We start from the raw sequence: 3,565 nt of genomic DNA on the forward strand, positions 1-3,565 counted from the left end.
TTCCCAATTGGCTGTGGACCATATCTGAAGCCCAAAGCCTGATAATCATCCCAAGACAGCAGGCACTCTGTCAAGAGCAGCCAGCCGCCTCAGCACTCATATATCATAACTCATCCGCAAGAGTTTGTCAACGGCTTTTTTAATCTTTTTATTCATTTGATTCGATGACTCAGTTGATAAGTTCAACTGACTTGCGGCTCATTTATACTACATGATACTTCCGCATCTGTCCAGCTCTTTTTGAAAAGAATGATCCTGCGAAATTCCTGATTATCGATGTCTTCCCGAAGGATCCAATGATGTGCCTGAAACCCGCATGCTTCCAGCAGTTTCCGATGACTCTGACTGTTTTCATCCACACCAATCCACAATGCATCCAGGTCCATTTCTTCCGCTGCAAACGAAACGGCAGACTGAAGGATTTCCCGGCAAGCCGCTTTCTCTGCATAGCGGCTGGTCAGCCACAACGTGATTTCCTTGTCAGGAAGACATATTTCCACGCTTCCAACTGCCTCACCCTTCATATTCAGAATCACACGGCACAGGCTGTTCTGCAGCTTGCTGCCAATCATCTCCAGGCTCTGCATCGGACTGCCATGCGGTTTCCAGTCGCAGGAAAAAGCCAGTCCCTTATCCTGTGACAGCCTGTAAAGACTCCAGGCATCCGACTGTTTCCACATGCGGTACCGGAAATGTTCTGAATTCTTCATTGTCATTCCTCCAAAGGAAAAAATCCGGGACACCCGGATTTACAAAAGCACTATTCAACTGGTTCCCGCCAGATCTTTGCGCCCAGAGACTGCAGCTTTCCATCCAGGTTGTCGTATCCCCGGTCGATGTGATACACATCGTGGATCTCCGTGACCCCGTCAGCCATCAGCCCTGCAACCACAAGTCCGGCTCCGCAGCGCAGATCTGTAGCCACCACGCTGGTTCCGGTCAGGGGTGTAGGACCATTCACGAAACCGGAGGGAATCCGCACATCAATATCAGCGCCCATTTTGTTCAGTTCACCGCAGTGCTTGAACCGTTCGGTATAAATTGTTTCCGTCACAACCGACTGCCCCTGGCACTGAGTGAGAATGGCCGTGAAAGGCTGCTGAACATCTGTGGCAAACCCGGGATAGGGTTTTGTCATAATCTCCGTAGGACGGAGCGGCTTGTCTGTATGACTTATTTTGACAAAATCCGGACCCACTTTCATATCGATCCCGATTTCTTCCAGCTTCATCAGAATCGCTTCCAGATGCTGGGGAATGATATTTTCAATGGTCATCTCTTCAGCCATCGCCGCCGCAATCAGAATATACGTAGCAGCTTCGATCCGGTCAGGAATGATTTCGTGGCTGCAGCCGTGCAGTTCCTCAACGCCATCAATCACCAGAGAACTGGTTCCCATGCCATGAATTCTGGCACCCATTTTGTTCAGCAAAGTGGCGATGTCAATGATTTCCGGCTCGCGGGCAGCATTCTCGATCACTGTTCTGCCCTCGGCAAACACAGCGGTCATCATGATGTTGATTGTAGCCCCCACACTGGAGATATCCAGAAAAATCCGGTTACCCTTGAGCTTGGGAGCATCCAGAATATAACAGCCATGTTCATATCTGATATCCGCACCCAGAGCTTCAAACCCCTTCAGGTGAAGGTCAATGGGTCTGGGTCCCAGGTAGCAGCCGCCCGGCATCTGGATTTCCGCATGACCGAATTTGCCAAGCAGTGCACCCATGAAGTAGTAACTTGCACGCAGTTTGGAAACTGCATGGGATACCATCGGATGGTTCTCCATTTTCCTGGGATCTATATATAACGTGTCATCATTGCGGCATTCAACATAAACGCCTAATTCCCGCAGCAGCTGGGTCAGGGAGTTTACATCCGAAATACGGGGTACGCCATAAATCGTGACAGGCTCGCTGCCCAGAATTGCCGCCGGAATCAGCGCAACGGTAGAATTCTTGGAGCCGCTGATCCGCACCGAACCACGCAGTTTTCTTCCGCCTTCAATTTTTATGACTTCTTCCATGCTGGTTCCTCCTCCCGTTCCATCGAATCTGATTATAGCGAAATTCAACAGTCATCTCCATAAGAAAGAACCTGCCGGAGAAATACAAAGCCTGCAGTAAGCTGTATCCCCTTACATGTACCCATTCAAAACATACGTTACAGCCCGAAACTTGTGTAACCGGCATAAATACGGCCAGTTTGCGTTCTATACTCTTTTCAGAAGGAGGGACGCATATGAAAAACTGTCTCATCATCACCAGTCAGGGCTGGTTCTCTGAAGCACAATTGTTCTTTTCCAAAGGAAGGCGGTGCCTGTCCTATATGACGAGCTGGCAGGAGAATGAAAAGAAATTCTTCACCAGAGAAGAAGCAGAAGACATCCGTTCCCTCCTGGACCGTCCGACCAGAATTCAGGTCTGCTGAAACAGATCCGGTTTCCCGGAAGAAAAAACCTGCTTTTCAGCAGGTCTTTTTTTGTTTACGCCTTGTCAGCGGAGCCGAAGAAGTTTACAACGTAATCTTCAACCAGAGCCTGAATGGCATCAGCACCCGGTTTCAGCAGTTTACGGGGATCGTAACCCTTGGGTTTGTCAATGCCGCCGTCTTCGATGTATTTCTTGGTAGCGTCTGCAAATACGATCTGGCATTCTGTGTTGACGTTAACCTTGGACACACCCATGGTGATGGCTTCCTTGACCATTTCCTGGGGAATGCCGGAACCGCCATGCAGTACCAGGGGTTTGCCGTTGGTCTGGTTCTGGATCTCTTTCAGAACATCAAAGTTCAGACCAGCCCAGTCAGCGGGATACTTGCCGTGAATGTTGCCAATGCCGGCAGCCAGGAAATCAACGCCCAGGTCTGCAACAGCAGCGCATTCTTTCGGATCTGCAACTTCGCCGGCAGATACAACGCCGTCTTCTTCACCGCCGATGCCGCCAACTTCACACTCAATGGAGATGCCCTTGCTGTGAGCCAGCTCGATCAGTTCCTTGGACTTCGCGATGTTCTCTTCGATGGGGTAGTGAGAACCATCGAACATAACGGAAGTGAAGCCTGCTTCAATGGCTTTCTTTGCGCCATCATATGTTCCGTGATCCAGGTGGATGGCAACGGGAACTGTGATGCCGTAGAACTCCATGATGTTCTTGACCATGTCAACGGCGTTCTTGTAGCCGCACATGTATTTGGCTGCACCTTCGGATACACCCAGGATGACCGGGGATTTCTTCGCTTCGCAGCCCAGCAGAATGGCCTTGATCCATTCCATGTTGTTGATGTTGAACTGTGCGATGGCATAGTGGCCTTCGTTGGCCTTGTTGATCATTTCAGTAGCTGAAACTAACATTCTGCAGAATCCTCCTTATTGAATTCTCTCAACAGCATTTTACAACGACCGGCAGCAATTGAAAACCGTTTCCGGCTTCTGACGCGGATATGCAGCGAATGAAATCGCTTACGTTCGGGTTTTTCTGCGGGACGGGCCAGCCATCTTCACCGGTCTGGCCGGGTCTTTCACAGTTCCATCTGAACATATCTCAGATTGGAATTTTTAATAATA

The 3,565-nt window shown here is 49.7% G+C and carries 4 protein-coding genes; 1 reads left to right on the forward strand and 3 read right to left on the reverse strand.

Going from position 1 to position 3,565, the window contains the following annotated elements; genetic code table 11:
* Positions 1–182 precede the first annotated feature (182 nt).
* Both QZ305_RS11535 and QZ305_RS11540 read right to left on the reverse strand, forming a co-directional pair.
* Positions 183–710, reverse strand: a complete 528-nt coding sequence (locus QZ305_RS11535; RefSeq protein WP_294732137.1) for a GNAT family N-acetyltransferase — start codon at positions 708–710, stop codon at positions 183–185.
* A 50-nt stretch (positions 711–760) separates the two neighbouring features.
* Positions 761–2,026, reverse strand: coding sequence for a UDP-N-acetylglucosamine 1-carboxyvinyltransferase (locus tag QZ305_RS11540; protein ID WP_294732138.1), 1,266 nt, complete (start codon positions 2,024–2,026; stop codon positions 761–763).
* Between the two features lie 215 nt (positions 2,027–2,241).
* Between QZ305_RS11540 and QZ305_RS11545 the strand changes: the two genes are divergently transcribed.
* Positions 2,242–2,430 (forward strand): hypothetical protein, encoded by a 189-nt coding sequence (locus QZ305_RS11545; RefSeq protein WP_294732139.1) that lies wholly within the window; start codon positions 2,242–2,244, stop codon positions 2,428–2,430.
* Between the two features lie 55 nt (positions 2,431–2,485).
* On the opposite strand, the gene fba is transcribed toward QZ305_RS11545, so the two are convergent.
* On the reverse strand, positions 2,486–3,352 hold the full coding sequence (fba, locus tag QZ305_RS11550) for a class II fructose-1,6-bisphosphate aldolase (protein WP_294732140.1): 867 nt from the start codon (positions 3,350–3,352) through the stop codon (positions 2,486–2,488).
* Positions 3,353–3,565: the final 213 nt, after the last annotated feature.

It is taken from the genome of uncultured Faecalibaculum sp. (assembly GCF_910588395.1).
Classification (GTDB): domain Bacteria; phylum Bacillota_I; class Bacilli_A; order Erysipelotrichales; family Erysipelotrichaceae; genus Faecalibaculum.